Source organism: Acetobacterium fimetarium, from assembly GCF_014284475.1.
Lineage (GTDB): Bacteria > Bacillota > Clostridia > Eubacteriales > Eubacteriaceae > Acetobacterium > Acetobacterium fimetarium.
In genome coordinates, this window is record NZ_WJBC01000005.1 from 17,649 (window position 1) to 35,490 (window position 17,842).

The window sequence follows — 17,842 nt, forward strand, 5'->3', positions numbered from 1 at the left end:
TATGATGCAAATGAAGGGATTAAGGTGTTTTTAGCTTAATCCCTTTCTTGTTATATAAGGTCGTGAGTTGTCAAAGCTTATCGATATTCGCCTGGCCGATTATCCATGATGCCAGGCGACGACTCGAAACGCATTTTTAGGCAAGTTGAGGCACTCATGATTAACGCCAAAGAGGGTGAAAACAAGTGACAATGGAAAAAAAAGAGAAAATGATTGAAGTGAAAGATGTCTGCTTTGTTTATCCTGGCAACAGCGAAAATAAGTCAGTCACCGCTCTCAGTGATATCAATTTACACATAAATAAGGGTGAGTTTGTCGGGATCATTGGACATAATGGATCTGGAAAATCAACTCTTTCAAAACTCCTGAATGCGATTATATTTCCGACAGCCGGCGATGTGATTATCAACGGCTTAAACCCGAAAGATCATGAACATCTATGGGATATCCGGCAGACCGCTGGTATGGTTTTTCAAAATCCGGATAATCAGCTGGTTGCTACCATCGTTGAGGAAGATGTTGCCTTTGGCCCAGAAAATCTCGGCGTTCCGTCATTGGAAATAAGAGAACGGGTGGACCGCGCGTTGGCAACGGTTGACATGCAGGCTTATGCACATCAAAAACCGCATCAATTGTCAGGTGGTCAAAAACAGAGGATTGCAATTGCCGGCATTCTGGCGATGGAACCAGAATGCATCATTTTTGATGAACCGACTGCCATGCTCGATCCATCAGGACGGCGTGAAGTCATGGAAACCATTCGAAAATTGAATCAGGAAAAAAACATGACCATCATTCATATCACTCATTACATGAGTGAAATTATCAATGCTGATCGGATTATTGTTTTAGATGCGGGGAAAATCGTGATGGAAGGAACACCAGTGGAAATATTCAAGAATGTCAGTGCGCTTAAAAAGATCGGCCTGGATGTTCCGCAAATGACGGAACTTGCTTATGAACTCAGAAAAGAAGGCATGAATATCAAAGACAGTATTCTCAGTATTGATGAAATGGTGGATGCGCTATGCCAGTAGAAATAAAAAATCTTTCGCATGTTTATTCAGAAGGATCGCCCTTTGAATTTCAGGCACTCAAAGACATTGATATTACAATTGAAGATGGTAGTTTTGTTGGAATTATCGGACATACCGGATCAGGAAAGTCGACGCTCATCCAACACCTCAACGGCCTGCTGACACCGACGTCCGGCACGGTGCTGGTCGATGGTGAGGATATTTTCAGCAAGAAAAAAAACGAATTAATACAATTGCGCCATCATATCGGTCTGGTTTTTCAGTATCCGGAGCATCAGTTATTTGAAGAAACGGTGCATAAGGATGTGGCATTCGGGCCCAAAAATCAGGGACTCTCGGAAGACGAAATAAATCAGCGTGTTCAGCAGTCAATCAAAATGGTTGGTCTGAATTATGATGACGTGAAGGATAAATCGCCTTTTGAGCTTTCGGGCGGCCAAATGAGGAGGGTTGCGATTGCCGGGGTCCTGGCAATGGAACCATCGGTTTTAATCCTGGATGAGCCGACAGCCGGACTGGATCCACGGGGCCGGGAAGAAATCCTGGCACAGATTAAATATTTGCATAAAAAAAAGAAAATGACGGTCATTTTAGTCTCGCACAGTATGGAAGATATTGGGCGACTCGTTGAGAAAATATTAGTAATGAATGCTGGTGAGGTCGTTTTTTACGACTCGCCAAATCGTGTATTTACGGAAATCGAGACACTTGAGCGAATTGGTTTAGCTGTACCTGAGGTAACCTATCTCATGAGAAAACTTAAAGAAAAATATCCGGAAATTAGAGAAGATATTTTTACAGTAGCAGCAGCAAAAGACGAGATTCTCAAAGTCATAAGAGGGTAACAAGATGTTAAAAGATGTTACGATCGGACAGTATTACCCTACCGGATCGGTTATTCATAAAATGGATCCAAGGACAAAGATATTGTTTACCACAGCATTTATTGTGATGTTGTTTTGCATCAATAATTTATGGGGATACCTCGCAACTCTCCTCATATTGGTAGCCGTTACACTGGTGTCAAAAATACCGGTCAGCTACATTATTCGCGGAATTAAAGGGTTGGTTCTGATCATTTTGTTGACGGTGACATTGAATTTATTTATGACACCGGGAACCGTGATTGCGTCCCTGGGACCTTTGAATATCACGATGGAGGGTTTGAAAGTGGCCACATACATGGCCCTGCGGTTGATTTTCTTAATCGTGGGAACCAGTATCATGACACTAACCACATCGCCTATTGATTTAACCGATGGCATGGAGTGGTGCATGCGCTTCATTCCATTTGTTCGTCGCTATGCTCATGAATTGTCGATGATGATGTCAATTGCGCTTCGTTTTATTCCAACATTAATGGAGGAAACGGAGCGAATCATGAAAGCACAGAAGGCCAGAGGGGCAAATTTCGAAACCGGCAGTATTATCGCCAGAGCGAAAAATTTGATTCCTATTTTGATACCATTGTTCATTTCGGCATTCCGCAGAGCCGATGAACTGGCAACGGCAATGGAAGCGCGGTGTTATCGCGGTGGTGAAAACAGAACGCGGATGAAACAACTCGTTTTTGAAAACAGAGATCGCGTTTCCTTTGTGCTGATGTTGATGATGATTATTGGATTGATATTGACAACCATGATTAAAATACCACTACTGTTTCCAGTTTAGAGAGCAAGAATGAAAAATATAAAACTAATTATCAGTTATCGCGGCACAAATTATTGTGGATGGCAGGTTCAACCAAACGGCATCACGATTCAGGAAACAGTGATAAAAGCGATTAAACAATTAACCGGTGAACAGGTCAATCTTACCGGTTCGGGAAGAACCGATGCCGGCGTGCATGCGATTGGACAATGCGCCAATTTTTTCACGACGTCTGCCATCCCACCGGAATCTTTTTACAAGGCACTCAATACAAAGCTGCCGAACGACATCAGGATTATGAAAAGCTGCGCCTGCGATCAGGAATTTCACAGCCGATATGACGCAAAGGGCAAGAGTTATATCTATAAAATCTACGAGGCTCCCGTTGCCAGTCCATTTGAAGCGGATTTGGCATTTCATGTGACGTATTCCCTTGACTGGAAAGCGATGAAAGAAGCGGCATCGTATTTTATCGGCGAACATGATTTCAAGGCGTTCATGGCGAGCGGCAGCGCTGTTAAAACAACCGTGCGGACGATTGAAGAGATTTCTTTCGAGAAAAACGGCAGCTTCCGGGAAATTACATTTAAAGGGAATGGTTTTTTGTACAACATGGTCCGAATTATGGTGGGGACACTTTATGAAGTGGGATACCATCGGATTGCTCCCCGTGATATATCAAAGATCATTTCAAGTGAAGATCGCAGCAAGGCAGGGATCACAGCGCCCGGACATGGACTTTATCTTAAGGAAGTTTATTACGAGAATTAATTTAATGTCAAATGACGATAAATAACTTGACACACCCGGGTAGATGCTATAGAATTAATCGTGGACGTTAATGTATCACTAGCCCAGATACAATCGATACGATTTCCGATAACTCCCACTTATCGGAAAGCCAATATAAAATAATAAAGAAATTATTAACCGAGGAGGATTTTTGAGATGAATGCAAATGCTACAAAAATGGCCAAATCTCATGAAATAGACCGTAAATGGTATGTTATTGATGCAGAAGGTAAGGTTTTAGGAAGACTTGCAACTGAAGTTGCTAATATTCTTAGAGGAAAAAACAAACCGATTTTTTCACCACATATGGATTGCGGTGATTTCGTCATTATTATCAATGCCGATAAGGTTGTTTTAACAGGAAATAAATTAGATCAAAAACTATACAAAACATATTCTGGTTATTCCGGTGGTTTAAAGGAAATGACCTACAGAAAATTCTTAGCTGAAAAACCAGAGCTTTTGGTTTTTAAGGCAGTGAAGGGGATGATCCCTCATAACAAATTAGGGGATAAAGTTGCCACGAAACTTAAAGTTTATGCTGGTACTGAACATCCACACGCTGCGCAATTACCAGAAGTTTACGAATTTTAACGCTGAGAAGGAGGAAATAGAGAATGGCTAAAGTACAATATATTGGAACTGGTAGAAGAAAAACATCGGTTGCCCGAGTTCGTTTATTACCTGGAAGTGGAAAATTCACAGTCAACGGACGTGATATAAATGATTTCTTCGGAATGGAAACACTTAAGGTTATCGCAAAACAACCGCTGACATTAACCGATACTGTTGATACATTTGATGTAATTGTCAATGTCCACGGTGGCGGATTTACAGGTCAGGCCGGCGCCATCAGACATGGTATTGCCCGAGCATTACTTGAAGCAGACATTAATCTGCGACCAGCACTGAAACGTGCAGGTTACCTGACACGTGATTCACGTATGGTTGAAAGAAAGAAATACGGTCTTAAAAAAGCCCGTCGTGCACCGCAGTTTTCAAAACGTTAATAACAGACTTTTTTCAAGGTCCTGCGACATTCAATGTTGCAGGACTTTTAAGTGTTACAGAATTATATATGTTACAATAGTAAATCAAGAAAGTAGGAATTTATGAACAACAAACAGCCCATTATAAACATTGCTGTCATCGCCCACGTCGATGCTGGAAAATCTACCCTGGTCGATGCCCTTTTAGCACAAAGCCATGTTTTCAGGGAAAATCAGGAGGTTGTCGACTGTGTTATGGACAGTAATGACCTGGAACGTGAACGTGGTATCACAATTTACTCAAAGAACTGTTCAATCATGTACAAAGACATCAAAATCAACATCGTCGACACACCAGGACATGCGGATTTTTCATCAGAGGTTGAACGTATTTTAAAAACGGTCGATACCGTCGTTCTATTAGTCGACTCCAGTGAAGGGCCAATGCCTCAAACACGTTTTGTATTAAACAAATCATTGGAGAAGGGTTTAAAACCAATTCTGTTCATCAATAAGATTGACAAAAAAGATCAGCGCGCAGAAGCGGTTGTCGACATGGTATTTGATCTTTTTGTGGAACTGAAAGCGACTGATGAACAGCTGGATTTCCCAGTTCTTTACGGGATCGCCAAAGAAGGCGTTGCAATTCGCGATATGAGCGATGAAAGAGCTAATCTGCAGCCGCTTTTTGAAACCATCGTTGAACATGTCGGACTGCAGGATGACATGAGTCTGGAACCATTACAAATGCAGGTTTCATCACTTGCATATGACGATTACATCGGACGTCTGGGAATTGGAAAAGTATATTCCGGTACCATTCACGCCGGTGAACAACTGGAAGTCTGTAAATGTGATGGCAGTTTTGAAAAAGTAAAAATCGGTCAGGTGTTCGTCTATAAGGGTCTGGCACGGGTTGAAGTCAAAGAAGCGAAAGCTGGAGATATTGTCGTCATTTCTGGTATTCCGGAAATATCTATTGGTGAAACCATCGGCGAAGTTAATCAGGTTCAGCCAATGGAGATGATTGGAATTGAAGAGCCGACCCTTTCAATGAATTTCATGGTCAATAATTCTCCTTTTGCCGGCCAATCCGGAAAATTTGTAACCACACGTCATATCAGAGCCCGACTTGAAAAAGAACTTGAAGTAAATGTTGGATTAAAAGTTGAAGAAATGGCTGATGCGACCGATGGCTTCAAGGTTTCAGGCCGAGGGGAACTTCATTTATCGATTCTGATCGAAAATATGCGTCGTGAGGGTTATGAGGTTGCAGTATCCAAACCGGAAGTTATCATGCATCGCGATGACAACGGCAAGCTTTTAGAACCGGTTGAAAGTGTCATCATCAGCGTTCCTGAGAAGTATTCCGGCGCCGTCATTTCCAAATTGAATGTCAGAAAAGGTCAGATGGAAAGCATGTTAAGCGAAGAAGGCTGGACAAAAATGGAATTCAATGTGCCGACGCGTGGTCTGTTGGGTTATCAGAGTGAATTCATCAATGACACGCACGGAGAAGGAACCATGGTTCGCCATTTTGCATCGTTCGAACCGCATAAAGGTGAAATTCCGCAACGGCAGAATGGCGTGCTGATTTCTCAGTTTAATGGTGAAACCATGGCCTACTCATTGTTCAATTTAAGCGATCGGGGAGAGTTACTGGTTGCGGCCGGAACAAAGGTCTACGAGGGTATGATTATCGGCATCAACAGTCGAAGTGATGATATGACGGTTAATCCGACTAAGAACAAGAAAATGTCAAATGTCCGTTCTTCAGGAGCAGATGAAGCACTTAAACTGATTGAACCCAGATTGATGACACTGGAACAAGCGCTGGAATTCATCAATGATGATGAATTGGTGGAAGTTACCCCAACCGATATTCGAATCCGGAAGAAAGTACTGAACGAACTGGATCGAAAAAGAAGCTCTCGCTAGAAAATATCAACAATAACAATTGACCGTTAAACTTTCCTTGTGCTATGATGGTAACATCTTAGATAGGAGGTAAGTAACGAAATGATTAATATTGACAAGCAGGAAGCTGAAGAAGGTAAAGTGATTTCTATTTTCGCGTACCTTGGTATTTTATTTTTAATTCCATTGTTGGCAGGAAAAGACAATAAATTTGCTCAGTTTCATGCAAATCAGGGGTTATTATTGTGCTTGGCATCTTTTGCAATGTGGATTGTGTATTCTTTATTGAGTTTGCTTTTTTCACCCCTTGGAATTCTAGGCAATATTCTTGGTATGATCGTCGGATTAATCTACGTGGTTGCTTCATTGGGAATTCTGGCACTTATTATTATAGGTATCATCAATGTTGTCAATCTAGAAGCAAAACCTCTTCCCGTCATTGGTGGCATTACATTGATAAAATCCTATTGATCATTTATTTTACGGTCTATCATAACGAAAAAAAGCATTGCTTGAAATAGTGGTGCTTTTTTATTATTCGGACATATTCCAATTTTAATTTAAGTCGTCTTAATGCAGATCTATGCTATAATAAACAATCAAAAAGGTGGTGAAGACGTGGAAAAGAATAAGAATGAACAAAAGAATAAAGATGGAATGAGTGAAATGACGTTCAGAAATTATCTGTTTCTGATTTCCTTCGCCATCTGTCTTTTCGTTGCGTTGATGAATATCAGTTATCTCGTCGGCTATTTGGGTGTATTCGTGAACATTATTACACCGGTGCTGATTGGATTGGGAATATCGTTTGTTTTAAACATTCCCATGTCGTTCATCGAAAAGAATGTCCTGGGTTTTATTGAAAAAATAAAAAACAGGAAAAACAAAGACCGCAGCAAAACCAAACGGATGCTAGCAATCACACTTACATTTATTGCTGTACTGGGAGTGATTGCTGCGATTATCACATTCATTGTTCCGCAGGTGAGTGAAAGTGTGAATACGCTGATCGACAAGCTGCCGGGTTATATTGATTCGTTTAATGCGTTAGTCGATCAGACACTGGCATTCTTCGGCTTGCCAGCGAGTTTATGGAACGACATCACCATTCAATGGGATTCACTCTGGTCACAATTTGGCGGCGTCATCATCAGTTCAGTGCCGGAAATATTTAACGCGACAATAAGCGTCACAACCGGAGTTGTCAACGTTGTAATGGGCATCGTCATCTCCATCTACCTGCTTGCAGACAAAGAAAAACTACTGGCTTTAAAGGATAAACTCATCTATGCCTATATCCGTAAAGACCGGGCAGACTTTATTCAGGATGTCAGTATTACCGCCAATCAGGTATTTCATGGCTTCATTGCCGGCCAATTGACAGAAGCCTTTATTCTTGGAAGTCTCTGCACCATCGGGTTGGCAATACTGCAAATTCCGTATTCGCTGCTTATCGGCGTCCTGGTCGGAATGACCAGCGTCATTCCGGTATTCGGGGCTTTTTTGGGAGCTGTGCCCAGTGCATTCATCCTGTTAGTGGTCAATCCGTTTTACTGTCTCGTCTTTGTGATTTACATTGTTGTGCTGCAGCAGATCGAGAGCAATGTGATTTATCCAAAAGTTGTTGGCGGTTCAATTGGACTCTCCGGACTTTGGGTGCTGGTCGGCATGATTATCGGAGGCAGTTTGTTTGGAATTCTGGGGACAATTCTCGGAATACCGACCTTTGCGGTTATCTATTCCGTGTTCAGAAAAATAACAAACGAACGTGTTTTAAAAAAGACCATGAATGATATTCAGTAAAATTTCTAAAGACTCCTGCACGTGTGTGCAGGAGTCTTTTTTGATAGATCTTACTTCTTCCCCGACTTGCTTTTTTTGATTTGGCGTTTGATTTTTGAAGCGAGCAGGGAGAGACTGACCGTAAAATTCTGGAATCCGGAATAAAATGGATGACGATTGTCTGAATCGCGAATATTTCCAGATTGATCGAGTATTTTGTTGGGCGGATGATTACGCTAGGGAAGCCGGGATTCCGTTCCAACGATCATCCGGTTTCCGGCAATACTGTTGAGCAGGATATTGACAATGTCCCAGGCGCATTCGTAGGCAATGATTTTCACCTGGTTTTCTTTGATCTGACAGGCGTATTTCCGGATAAATTCAGAAGAAAACCCCTGACTGTTAAAGGTGACGCAGAGCGATACTTTATCGCCGTTGATAATGGTGATGTACTGTCCGTTGTTGCCGCCTTTTGAATGGCCGGTCATGATGTAGTTGCTGAAGTTGAAGGTCCGGTCCACTTGTTCAAAAAAAGCTAAAGCCGCGATTTGCTGAGGTGTATCACCGATAAAAGCGCCTTTAATATTATCAATCCAGCCATTGCCGGTAGTGCCGCGAAAAGCGATGATGCCGGTATCCTGGCGCGGCTCAGAAAAGCAATATCCGACCAGCGCATGTTCCGGCCGATTGGAATAGGCAACAATCTTGAGCGTGGCGAGATGCGGATTTTCCAGCATCAAAGACAATGAAATGGACCATTCGGCTGAAGACATGGCACAATCACCATGCAGTGAATCAACCTGTTCCAATAATGCCGCAACCATTTCGCCAACGGTATAATCATGAAGTGCTGCGGCAGTGATCGGCAGATCCAAGGCCGCAAGTTGACTGAGTAAATTGAGTTCGCTGTGGTTTAACATGATTTTTTACTTCCTCTGGTAAAGATTTGCAACCATTGTTTTTTTATCAGATTCCTGACCGGAGTCGGAATTTTTATATCTTAGCAGTCACTTGAACCGTTTCAATTCGGCAGTCAGTATTGAATTATTTTAACATATCAGCGAATGCACTCAAAGATAAATCGCAGCGGGACTGAAAATAGTTGATAAGGCAAATATTTATCAAAGATCAATGGTAATGTTTTAGTTTTTTAGACGGATATCGTTTATAATAAAGAAAGTGAGCCGCCTGTAAACGGCAAAAGAACGGCTGATGAAATAAAACAGACTTACATAATAAGGGAGACGAAAATGAAAACAATTCATATTGAAATTACGAGTCATGAAAAGCTCGTTGATATTACCCAAACGGTAAGAGCCTATATATCTGAGATGCGCATCAAGGACGGGTTCGTGCAGATTCAAATTCCGGAGCGGACGTCAGCGGTTTTCATTTCAGTGAATGATGACTGGCGGTTGGAGCGGGAACTTTTTGAAAAGATCAATCATCTGATGCCGAAGTACGATGGCATGAAATTTACCGGATGGACAACTGCCAATGTCAAGGCAAGTCTCTTCGGTTTGAGCATTCAGGTTATGATTCAGGATGGCACGCTGATTCTGGATAAAAACCAGAGCATCTATTTTGTCGAATTTCAGGGACCGGGTGAGCGTCAGTATTTCATGAGCGCGATGGGGAACACGTTAACGGAAAACGAAGAACCCGAGATGCCCGAGGAATTAAAGACGCTTTATAAAAAACGTCAGGAATATCAGGATGAACAGAAAAGAATTCAAGAAGAAATGCGAAATGAATGGAAGCTGAGAGAAACGCATCTGCAGCTGGAAAAAGAACCGGAAAATAAAACAGAAGAATAAAAGACAAATAGCTGGGGCAAAATAAAGCATTGAAATTAAAGAGAAAGGCAAAAAAATGAGCTGGGAATTATTAGGACCCGATAAAATTATAAAAACGACAGAGTTATCTGATTATACAAATACCGAATTATATGTTCCGGAAGAACTCTCAGGATTTTTTGGAAGCGCGGGTGAACGGCTGGCACTAATCTATAACGGCCGTGAATATCCGGCATATGTTGAAACGGCAGGCGGCAATACAAAACTAAAACTGAGCAAAGTGCTGATTAAAAAGCTGGATGAAGCGTTTCCCCAATATGATTCCTGGTTTAGCGATATTAAAGAGCCGCAAAAGACACCCCGCTTGGTCATAACAAAAGAAAGCGATCACTTCATCGTAAGACTGCTGACGGGAAATAAAGAGCCGGACATCAATAATGATGAAAGCAGCAGGACGGCAACAGAAAAAGCCGGACAGCAGAGATCAGGGCTGAATGAGCTGTTTAAAAAATGGATTTCCGGTTATCCGAATTATTATCCGCGCGACTTCAGATTCTCATTCAAGGATGTGATTAATGAAGAAATTCCGGGTGTTCTGGCGGGGCTTGAGCCGATCAAGTCCGGAAATTATACGGTTCAGGGTTTTGCCGGCGATACCCAGTGGGCGGAAATTCCATGGGTTATGGTGACGGATAAGCGCATTGAAAACAGCATCGAAAACGGACTTCATCTTGCCTATTTTCTGGCAATGGACAGTGCAAAATTATACCTGTCCATTGTTTATGCACAAAGAGATGCAGGCAGAAGAACCCTTGCAGAGAAAGTGAACGGACTGCGACAAAAAGTCGATACCGGGAGTTTTAAAACGAATCAGCAGGAAATCGCCCTGCCGAATGCAATGCTGGTTTCAGGCACGCTCTGTTACCGTGAATACTCCGAGGACATGCCGCAAAACGAGGTACTCGAAGCAGAATTTGAAGCGCTCAGAAAAATCTACGATGCCTGTGTCAGGAGCGATTCGGTCCAGATGTCGGACACGAGTGAGGATCAGTCCAGCGAGGAAGAAAAGCAGCAGTCTGAAGAGCCGGAAGAGGCAGTGCCGGAAGACCGCACAGAGTCACTTTTGAATGAACTGTCTAACGAATCGGATGCAGAAGAAAAAAAAGAAGCGCCAGAAATCGCGCCGGAAATAGAGAAGCCGGTGACCGCTGGTGCTGGAATCCCGTTTCATGAAGTCGACAATGAGCCGGATTCAGCGGCCAGTGCCGATCAGGAGCCGGAAATTACAATGGCAGCTCAAACAGAAGCGCTGAAAAATGATTTTGCAACGGTTGTCGCGTTAGCTGAAGACATCAAACGGCAACAGCCGCATGTGGCGGTCACGGTAAATCAAAACCAGGAAATCAGCCGGGATGAAAATGAAAAATCCGAAGATGAAAAAGGGCCTGAATTCGGCAGCGATTTAAAACCGTATCCACTCAGAAACGAGACGCTGAAACCCTACCTTCAGCTGGTACTGGCAAAAATGGCAAACCGGGGATTCATTTATTCGTCAGAACTGATAAAAAGCTACTATCTTTCGTTAAAATCGAAACCTTTTGTGATGATCCGGGGATACGTCGGCAGTGGCAAAACGAGCATGCCGCGGCTGTTTGCGGAAACGATTGGTGCCAATGCCGAGAATGGGCGATATGTTCGCGTGCTGGTTGGAAAAAAATGGGAAGATGAAAAACAACTATTCGGATCGCTGGATAGTCGCGGCCATTTTATCCCCGGTCCGGTCATGCCGATTCTGAAAAGTTCAAAAGACCATCCGGAAAAACCGCATTTTCTTCTTTTGGATGAAATGGATCAGTCCCCGGCAGAAGGCTATCTGCGCCGCCTACTGGAAGGAATCAACGGGAATGATGAACCGTTTCTAACTAGGGAGGATTTTGGCGCAGATGTTGGCGCCTTCAGAGAATACGGCGTGCTTGGCTTTCCGGATAATCTTTATATCATTGGAACGATCAATCAAGGGCCGGAGAGCTATCCGATCGAGCCCAGAGTGATTGACAGCGGTAATACGCTTGAAATGCCGGCGGTTGAAATCAGTGCTTTTCCAAATTTCGGAAGCCCGGTCGGAGAAAGTGAGTGGGACAACAATCAGTTTAAAATGCTGAATAACTCACAGGGGCTGCCGGAAATTATCGAGCGGCTGATGGTTCTGTTGAATGAGCTTCAAAACATCCTCGTGAGTTTTGATCATCCCATCGGATACCGCGGGAAAAATGAGATCCTGGCTTTTGGGATCAATAGCGGGGTGGAAGGATTGTTCAGCGAACAGGAGGTCATTGATCTGGCCATCGTTCAAAGAATGCTTCCCATTCTAAAACAACAGCCAAAAATGAACCAGGATGTTTACCGCGAGCTGGCATGCTTTGGTTTAAAAAAAGAGATCAGGCAGCGTTTGCTGGATGAAAAATCATTGACGGCGTTTTGCCGCCAGCTTGAAGCGTTGTTGAAAGCAAAGGTGCTGCCCTGTCCCAGAAGCGGACGTCAGATTATCAGAATATTGAAAAACGCAATCAAATAGAGCTGTTAAAAGGATCAGAATCATGGAAGCTTTTGACAACCGGAATGAGCAAAAAAGACGAAGGCCCATTCTTTTATCTCGATGGATCCGAGAATAAAAGAATGGGTCTTTATAAATCAAACTAAAAGCCAGGATGGCAGACCTTTTTATTCAGCCTTTTCAATGGAGAGACTGTTTTGCGGCAGATAGGTCATCAGTTCTTTTATTAACTCCTGCCGGCGCAAAATCCCGATAAAAATACCCTGATCGTCAACCAGGGGGATGAAGTTCTGATTGACGGCCAGTTCGACCAGATGTTCATAACTCTCATTGATGCGTGCGACCTCGACTTTGGTTTTGAACTCGATATCCTTAATTTCAAAAGAATCCAAATCAATTTCGGGGTGTGATAAACTGAGATTCAAGGAGCGCAACAGATCACCTTCACAAACGGTGCCAATGTACTGTCCTTTTTTATTGATGACTGGCAGTGCCGTATAATTCGTTATGATAAACATGTTATATGCCTGTTGAAATGAATCGGTATTGGTTAGAAAGATCGTGTCACATTTTGGCAATAAATAGAATAAATGGTTTTTCATGGAAATGAGCTCCTTATTCTTTAGTAAAAATTTGTGGAAATTTAAGATTTTTTAATTTTAACATGATTTTCAAAAGAATCCCTTAATAATTTTCTTAATGGTGACTGTAATAATGGGAAATAATTGATTTTTTTTTTGCGGAATGGCTTGGTTAGTGTATAATTAAAGCTAACAAACAGATGGGAAATACAGAATGGAAGAATTTTTATTATATATACAATCGAGAATAACAGTCGCCAGCGTGATTGAAGTCTGCATTATCGCGTTTATTATCTACCGGCTTTTGTTGTGGATCAGGGGAACACAGGCGGAACAAGTCTTCAAGGGCTTGATTCTGTTACTGTTTTGTGCGCCGCTCTGTTCATGGCTGGGTTTTACAACGTTGAATCTGATCATAACAAGCGCATTTACCTGGGCTTTTATTTTGATTGTCGTGGTTTTCCAGCCTGAGTTTCGATCCGCCCTGGAACAGCTTGGCAATAACCGGGTATTCAAAGAAATATTGAAAAAGCCGTCAATGGACTTTCTGGACAAGGATGTCGATAAGATCATCAAATCCGTAAAAATACTGGCAGAGGAAAAAACCGGGGCCCTCATTGTTCTGGAGAAAAATACCGGTCTTAACAACATTGTGGATACCGGCATCGAATTGGATGCGGAGATCAGCAGTGAATTGCTGGAGAATATTTTCACGCCCAATCGCCCGTTGCATGACGGTGCGGTAATCATCAAACTCTGGTCGCGACAGGTTCGCGCTGCCGGATGTCTGTTGCCGCTGTCCGACAATCGGGCTCTGGGCAGCGAGCTCGGAACACGCCATCGGGCAGGGTTGGGAATGACAGAAAAATCAGATTCAGTGGTGATCATTGTATCGGAGGAAACCGGCCATATATCCTATGCCATCAAAGGAACGCTTTATCAGGATGTCATACCAGACTTGCTTACGCAGGTGATTTTGGAAAATTTCACAGTCAAAGAGGATGGCACTTACAACAGCGGATGGCTTCGTAAATTATGGGAGAATAAAGATGGCAAATAAGAAGAAAATCCCGTTGCATGAAAAACTCATTCGTGTTTTTATCGCAATTGGAATCGCAATTACACTCTGGTTTATGGTTAATGGCAATGCAGATATGCTGATCACCCAGGATTTCAACAGCATCCCGATAACCCTTACCAATGCGGATACACTGGCGGGAAAAAATCTCGTTCTGGCAGAAGACAAAAATTACTATCTGAATCTGCAGGTGAAGGGGACGGATAAAAGTCTTAGAAATACCAGCATGAAAGAGATAACAGCAGAAGTTGATTTAAGTGAAATCAAAGAAAAAGGCACCTATGATCTGGATGTTGATGTGAAGGGGCTGTCAAATTCTGTGATCGTCAGCAGCAAGAATCCGACAACGATTCAGATTGAAGTGGACAGCATTGTCAAAGAGGATCTGGGTGTTGACGTCGAAGTGGAAGGAAAGCCCGCCGATGACCGCGCTGTCATTTCCGCGGAAGCTTCCGAAAAGGTTGAAGTGGAAGGTCCTGAAGAATCCATTGCCAGAATCGATAAAATAATCGGGACCGCTGATGTCAACGGTCTGACCACCGACACGACGAAGCATGTAACGGTAACCGCCTATGACGCTTCCGGGAATCCCATTGATGACGTCGAGATCCTGCCGAATGTGGTTTCAGCCGAAATCGTTTTGGGAAAAACGAAATCCATGAGCATCATCCCATCAACGAGCGGTGCTCCAGCCAGCGGATACATTGTCACGGGTCTGGTGGTGGAGCCCTCAAAGGTCGTGATCGGGGCCAAAGAAAACCTGCTCAATGCGATTGATTCGATTCCGATGGACGCCATTGATGTATCCGGACAGTCAAAAACATTTACCAAAGACGTCAGTCTGACGCCGCCAGCGGGATGCTATTTTTTAAACGACAGCGGCAAGGTGAAAGTCACCGTTAATATTGAAACGCCGGTGGAAAAAAGTTTTACCCTGGATAAGGTCAATGTGACGAATTTAGGCGCGGGCTTGGTCGTTTCAAAAATAAAGGATTCGAAGGTCGTGCTGAAGTTAGAAGGCGCAAACAGCGTGATCAACAGTCAGAATGCCTCTCAAATTGAAGCATATGTCGACTGTGCCAATCTGGGCCCGGGAGAATATGAGCTGCCGATTCAGACGAATCTGTCTCAGGCGATTGTAAAATCGATCAGTCCGGCAAAAACGACTGTGACAATTGAATAAGCAGAAAAATGAAAAAACAAAAAATTACATTAATTTACATTGACGTCTTGCAATTGACAATATTTTAACATATAATATCAAGAAGTAGTTTTTTAAGAAAAGGACTACGCACACCAAATCATTATTTTTAAGGAGGAAATTAGAAGTGAAGAGAGTTTATAATTTTTCGGCTGGTCCATCTTGTTTACCAGTGGAAGTGTTACAAAAAGCTGCCGATGAAATGGTATCTTATGGGGATTCAGGAATGTCCGTGATGGAGATGAGTCACCGTTCGTCCTATTTCAGTGAAATTCTGCAAGATGCAAAAAGTCTTTTTAAAGAATTAATGAACGTGCCTGACAACTACGAAATTCTGTTTTTACAGGGTGGCGCATCGACTCAGTTTGCAATGATACCATTAAATCTTTTATCGAACAGCAATAAAGCAGATTTTATGATCACCGGCAGTTGGGCTAAAAAGGCATACAAAGAGTCTTCCCGTTATGGAGAAGCAAAGGTTATTGCATCATCCGAGGATAAAAACTTTTCCTACATCCCAAAGGTGAATCCCAAGGATTTTACACCAGATGCTGATTTCTTCCATATTTGCGTCAATAATACAATTTATGGATCGCGTTTTACACCAGCGAATATACCAGATACAGGAAATGTTCCATTAGTTGGCGACATGTCCTCAAACATATTATCAGAAGTTTATGATGTTTCAAAATTCGGCTTGATTTATGCCGGTGCCCAAAAAAATATGGGACCTGCCGGTGTAACAGCTGTCATCATTCGCAAAGACTTAATCGGCCATGCTAAAGATTTCACCCCAACCATGCTTGATTACAAAATTCATGCAGATGCTGATTCTTGCTACAATACGCCACCATGCTACAGCATTTATGTATGTAAGCTTGTCTATGAATGGGTTAAAGCACAGGGCGGCGTCGCTGAACTGGAAAAAATCAATAAAGCAAAAGCGAAAAAACTGTATGACTTCATCGACAACAGCAAACTATTCAAAGGAACCGTTGTACCAGAAGACCGCTCAATCATGAATGTACCATTTATTACCGGTTCTGACGAATTAGATGCATTATTCGTTAAAGAGAGTAAAAAAGCCGGCATGGAAAATTTAAAAGGTCATCGAAGTGTTGGCGGTATGCGTGCAAGCATTTATAATGCAATGCCGATGGCTGGAATCGATACCCTGATTGATTTTATGAAGAAGTTTGAAAAAGAAAATGCCTAGGCATTTTCACTGAGAAAGGAAATAAAACGTTGAACTATAAAGTACAAACACTCAATAATATATCAAAAAAAGCGTTGCGGGCACTGAATGATAAATACACCGTGCTTGACCAACCAGAAAATCCGGATGCCGTTCTTGTCAGAAGCTTCAAAATGCATGACATGGATATCCCTGAAAGTGTTAAATTCATCGGTCGTGCCGGAGCGGGAGTCAACAACATTCCTCTGGAAAAATGTTCAGAACAGGGAATTGTTGTCTGCAACTCTCCCGGAGCCAATGCCAACGCTGTAAAAGAGCTGGTTATTGCCGGAATGCTGATGTCTTCCCGAAAAGTGGTTGACGGGGTTGAATGGGCCAAAACACTGACAGACAAGGGTGACGACATCCCGGCTTTGGTTGAAAAAGGGAAAAGCACGTTTGCCGGCCCGGAACTATTCGGTAAGAAACTGGGCGTGATTGGTTTAGGTGCCATCGGCGTTCTTGTTGCCAATATGGCGGTTGATTTCGGCATGAAGGTTTACGGATTTGATCCGTTCATTTCCATCGATAATGCCTGGGGGTTGAGCCGAAAGGTAAAACGCTCGGTAAGCAAAGAAGCGATCTTCAAGAATTGCGATTACGTTACCATCCATGTTCCTTTCATGGAAGAAACGAAAGATTTTGTCAATGCGGATTTATTAAAAGAAGCAAAACCGGGTTTGCGATTACTTAACTTTGCCCGCGGCGGACTTGTCAACTATGATGCCCTGGAACAGGCCATTGAAGATGGTATTATCGATACCTACGTCGCTGATTTCCCGAATGAACGTCTGCTCAAAATGAAAAACGTCATCTGCATTCCTCATTTAGGGGCATCAACACCTGAAAGTGAAGAAAACTGTGCGGATATGGCCATCAATTCGATGAAAGAATATTTGGAAAATGGAAATATCATCAATTCAGTGAATTATCCTGACTGCAGCATGGGGATCTGTGAAACAACAAATCGCATTACCATCAATCATGCCAATGTACCAAACATGTTAGGCCAGATTACAAAAATACTGGCAGAGAATGACATCAATATTTCAGTCATGAGCAATAAAAACAAAGGCGCATGGGCGTATACCATGATGGACGTTGACAGCAATGTTGGGGAAAACGTCAAGACGGCATTAAAAGGCATCAAAGGCGTAACCCGCGTTCGTATCATAAAATAACAAAGATAACAAAGAAAACAGGAAGTGGCTTCGGAATTATGAAGACCACT

17 protein-coding genes are annotated in these 17,842 nt (G+C 42.7%); 15 read left to right on the top strand and 2 right to left on the bottom strand.

All coding sequences use genetic code 11. From position 1 onward, the window contains the following. Positions 1–191: 191 nt before the first annotated feature. From GH808_RS04875 to GH808_RS04915, 9 genes are all read left to right on the top strand, one after another. Positions 192–1,037: an energy-coupling factor transporter ATPase gene (locus tag GH808_RS04875; protein ID WP_186841804.1), complete on the top strand. Its 846-nt coding sequence runs from the start codon at positions 192–194 to the stop codon at positions 1,035–1,037. After that, a complete protein-coding gene (locus GH808_RS04880; protein WP_186841676.1) occupies positions 1,028–1,882 on the top strand; it encodes an energy-coupling factor transporter ATPase in 855 nt (284 codons plus the stop codon). The genes GH808_RS04875 and GH808_RS04880 overlap by 10 nt, the downstream gene beginning before the upstream one ends. Before the next feature lie 4 nt (positions 1,883–1,886). Beyond that, a complete protein-coding gene (locus tag GH808_RS04885; protein WP_186841677.1) occupies positions 1,887–2,708 on the top strand; it encodes an energy-coupling factor transporter transmembrane component T family protein in 822 nt (273 codons plus the stop codon). A gap of 9 nt (positions 2,709–2,717) precedes the next feature. Further along, the gene (truA, locus tag GH808_RS04890) at positions 2,718–3,458 is read left to right on the top strand and encodes a tRNA pseudouridine(38-40) synthase TruA (protein ID WP_186841678.1); all 741 of its coding nucleotides are present in this window, start codon (positions 2,718–2,720) and stop codon (positions 3,456–3,458) included. A gap of 177 nt (positions 3,459–3,635) precedes the next feature. Continuing rightward, positions 3,636–4,073: a 50S ribosomal protein L13 gene (rplM, locus tag GH808_RS04895; RefSeq protein WP_186841679.1), complete on the top strand. Its 438-nt coding sequence runs from the start codon at positions 3,636–3,638 to the stop codon at positions 4,071–4,073. Positions 4,074–4,096: 23 nt separating this feature from the next. Continuing rightward, positions 4,097–4,489, top strand: a complete 393-nt coding sequence (rpsI, locus tag GH808_RS04900) for a 30S ribosomal protein S9 (RefSeq protein ID WP_186841680.1) — start codon at positions 4,097–4,099, stop codon at positions 4,487–4,489. A gap of 102 nt (positions 4,490–4,591) precedes the next feature. Next, a complete protein-coding gene (gene typA, locus GH808_RS04905) occupies positions 4,592–6,406 on the top strand; it encodes a translational GTPase TypA (RefSeq protein ID WP_186841681.1) in 1,815 nt (604 codons plus the stop codon). Positions 6,407–6,487: 81 nt separating this feature from the next. Beyond that, positions 6,488–6,856 (top strand): hypothetical protein, encoded by a 369-nt coding sequence (locus GH808_RS04910; protein WP_186841682.1) that lies wholly within the window; start codon positions 6,488–6,490, stop codon positions 6,854–6,856. A gap of 147 nt (positions 6,857–7,003) precedes the next feature. Further along, a complete protein-coding gene (locus tag GH808_RS04915; protein WP_311135751.1) occupies positions 7,004–8,188 on the top strand; it encodes an AI-2E family transporter in 1,185 nt (394 codons plus the stop codon). A gap of 215 nt (positions 8,189–8,403) precedes the next feature. Here GH808_RS04915 and GH808_RS04920 read toward each other — a convergent pair whose 3' ends face one another. Continuing rightward, on the bottom strand, positions 8,404–9,087 hold the full coding sequence (locus GH808_RS04920; RefSeq protein WP_186841683.1) for an Mbeg1-like protein: 684 nt from the start codon (positions 9,085–9,087) through the stop codon (positions 8,404–8,406). Positions 9,088–9,417: 330 nt separating this feature from the next. Between GH808_RS04920 and GH808_RS04925 the strand changes: the two genes are divergently transcribed. Both GH808_RS04925 and GH808_RS04930 read left to right on the top strand, forming a co-directional pair. Then, entirely contained in the window at positions 9,418–9,984 is a 567-nt protein-coding gene (locus tag GH808_RS04925; RefSeq protein ID WP_186841684.1) for a secondary thiamine-phosphate synthase enzyme YjbQ, read from the top strand. A 55-nt stretch (positions 9,985–10,039) separates the two neighbouring features. Next, positions 10,040–12,538, top strand: coding sequence for an MrcB family domain-containing protein (locus GH808_RS04930; RefSeq protein WP_186841685.1), 2,499 nt, complete (start codon positions 10,040–10,042; stop codon positions 12,536–12,538). Positions 12,539–12,684: 146 nt separating this feature from the next. Here GH808_RS04930 and GH808_RS04935 read toward each other — a convergent pair whose 3' ends face one another. Beyond that, positions 12,685–13,119: a CBS domain-containing protein gene (locus GH808_RS04935; protein WP_186841686.1), complete on the bottom strand. Its 435-nt coding sequence runs from the start codon at positions 13,117–13,119 to the stop codon at positions 12,685–12,687. Between the two features lie 193 nt (positions 13,120–13,312). On the opposite strand from GH808_RS04935, the gene cdaA reads away from it, so the two are divergent. The 4 genes from cdaA to GH808_RS04955 all read left to right on the top strand — a co-directional run bounded on the left by cdaA (position 13,313) and on the right by GH808_RS04955 (position 17,792). Continuing rightward, on the top strand, positions 13,313–14,158 hold the full coding sequence (gene cdaA, locus GH808_RS04940) for a diadenylate cyclase CdaA (protein WP_186841687.1): 846 nt from the start codon (positions 13,313–13,315) through the stop codon (positions 14,156–14,158). After that, complete coding sequence (locus tag GH808_RS04945; RefSeq protein ID WP_186841688.1) at positions 14,148–15,359, top strand: CdaR family protein; 1,212 nt, start codon at positions 14,148–14,150, stop codon at positions 15,357–15,359. Before cdaA ends, GH808_RS04945 begins: the two co-directional genes overlap by 11 nt. Before the next feature lie 145 nt (positions 15,360–15,504). Beyond that, positions 15,505–16,593, top strand: coding sequence for a 3-phosphoserine/phosphohydroxythreonine transaminase (serC, locus tag GH808_RS04950; RefSeq protein ID WP_186841689.1), 1,089 nt, complete (start codon positions 15,505–15,507; stop codon positions 16,591–16,593). A 29-nt stretch (positions 16,594–16,622) separates the two neighbouring features. Then, positions 16,623–17,792 (top strand): phosphoglycerate dehydrogenase, encoded by a 1,170-nt coding sequence (locus GH808_RS04955; protein WP_186841690.1) that lies wholly within the window; start codon positions 16,623–16,625, stop codon positions 17,790–17,792. Positions 17,793–17,842 lie beyond the last annotated feature (50 nt).

Bases quoted from the DNA above. Each gene is read 5' to 3' on its own strand.
- GH808_RS04875 (WP_186841804.1), top strand. From the start codon at position 192: ATGGAAAAAAAAGAGAAAATGATTGAAGTGAAAGATGTCTGCTTTGTT.
- GH808_RS04880 (WP_186841676.1), top strand. From the start codon at position 1,028: ATGCCAGTAGAAATAAAAAATCTTTCGCATGTTTATTCAGAAGGATCG.
- GH808_RS04885 (WP_186841677.1), top strand. From the start codon at position 1,887: ATGTTAAAAGATGTTACGATCGGACAGTATTACCCTACCGGATCGGTT.
- truA (WP_186841678.1), top strand. From the start codon at position 2,718: ATGAAAAATATAAAACTAATTATCAGTTATCGCGGCACAAATTATTGT.
- rplM (WP_186841679.1), top strand. From the start codon at position 3,636: ATGAATGCAAATGCTACAAAAATGGCCAAATCTCATGAAATAGACCGT.
- rpsI (WP_186841680.1), top strand. From the start codon at position 4,097: ATGGCTAAAGTACAATATATTGGAACTGGTAGAAGAAAAACATCGGTT.
- typA (WP_186841681.1), top strand. From the start codon at position 4,592: ATGAACAACAAACAGCCCATTATAAACATTGCTGTCATCGCCCACGTC.
- GH808_RS04910 (WP_186841682.1), top strand. From the start codon at position 6,488: ATGATTAATATTGACAAGCAGGAAGCTGAAGAAGGTAAAGTGATTTCT.
- GH808_RS04920 (WP_186841683.1), bottom strand. From the start codon at position 9,087: ATGTTAAACCACAGCGAACTCAATTTACTCAGTCAACTTGCGGCCTTG.
- GH808_RS04925 (WP_186841684.1), top strand. From the start codon at position 9,418: ATGAAAACAATTCATATTGAAATTACGAGTCATGAAAAGCTCGTTGAT.
- GH808_RS04930 (WP_186841685.1), top strand. From the start codon at position 10,040: ATGAGCTGGGAATTATTAGGACCCGATAAAATTATAAAAACGACAGAG.
- GH808_RS04935 (WP_186841686.1), bottom strand. From the start codon at position 13,119: ATGAAAAACCATTTATTCTATTTATTGCCAAAATGTGACACGATCTTT.
- cdaA (WP_186841687.1), top strand. From the start codon at position 13,313: ATGGAAGAATTTTTATTATATATACAATCGAGAATAACAGTCGCCAGC.
- GH808_RS04945 (WP_186841688.1), top strand. From the start codon at position 14,148: ATGGCAAATAAGAAGAAAATCCCGTTGCATGAAAAACTCATTCGTGTT.